General features: G+C 70.2%; 1 protein-coding gene. It reads right to left on the bottom strand.

Annotation, left to right across the window (positions count from 1 at the left end; translation table 11 throughout):
• A partial coding sequence (locus tag ACWCSU_RS52860) for an SDR family NAD(P)-dependent oxidoreductase (protein ID WP_449945285.1) occupies nucleotides 1-1,034 on the bottom strand: 1,034 nt, incomplete at its 3' end.
• Nucleotides 1,035-1,082: the final 48 nt, after the last annotated feature.

The following is a 1,082-nucleotide window of genomic DNA, read 5'->3' as shown; positions in this document are numbered from 1 at the left end:
CCCAGGTGGGTGCGGTGGATGGCCAGGGCGTCCAGGAAGGCGTTGGCGGCTGAGTAGTTGCCCTGGCCTGCGCTGTCGAGGGTGGCGGCGGAGGAGGAATACAGGACGAACCGCGCCAGGTCCAAGCCGAGGTCTGGGTTGGTGGTGGCTTGGTGCAGGTGCCAGGCCGCGTCCGCTTTGGGTTGCAGGACCTGGTCGGTCTGAGCCGGTTCAAGGGTGGTGAGGGTGGCGTCGTTGAGGATGCCGGCGGTGTGGTAGATCGCGGTGAGGGGGTGCCGGTCGGGGATGCGCTGGAGGAGCGCTCCGATTTGGGCAGGGTCGGACAGGTCGCAGGCGATGATGTCGACGTGGGCGCCCGCTGTTTGGAGGTCTTGGCGTAGTTGGTCGGCGCCGGGGGCGTGGGGGCCGCGCCGGGAGACCAGCAGGAGGTGTCGGGCGTGGTGGCGGGTGGCCAGGTGGCGGGCCAGGATGCTGCCCAGGCCGCCGGTTCCGCCGGTGATGAGGATGGTGCCGTCGGGGTGTGGGGGGTGGGGGATGGTCAGGACGATTTTGCCGGTGTGACGGGCTTGGGCCATGTGGCGGAAGGCGTGCCGGGCTGCGGTGACGGGCCAGCACCGCACCGGCAGGGCGGTGAGATGGCCGACGGTCAGCAGGTCGCACAGAGTGGTGAGGATGGTGTGGATGTGGTCGGCGCCTGCGTCCATGAGGTCGAAGCTTCGATAGCGCAGATGGGGGTGGGTGGCCGCGACGTGGGCGGGGTCGCGGCGGTCGGTTTTGCCCATTTCGATGAAGCGTCCGCCGGGGGCGGTGAGGGTGAGGGAGGCGTCGGTGAAGGGGCCGGCCAGGGCGTTGAGGACGACGTCCATGCCGTGTCCGCCGGTGGTGGTGGTGAAGGTGTCGGCGAAGTCGAGGGTGCGGGAGGAGGCCACATGGTCTGCGGGGATGCCGAGGCGGCGTAGCAGGTGGTGTTTGGTCGGGGAGGCGGTGGTGAACACCTCGGCTCCCAGGTGGCGGGCGATCTGGATGGCGGCCATGCCGACCCCGCCGGCTCCGGCGTGGATGAGGACCCGCTCGCCTCGTGA

This window comes from Nonomuraea sp. NPDC001699, assembly GCF_053596455.1.
The sequence above is the reverse complement of the archived record's forward strand: the minus strand, read 5'-3'. Positions and strand labels throughout refer to the sequence as shown.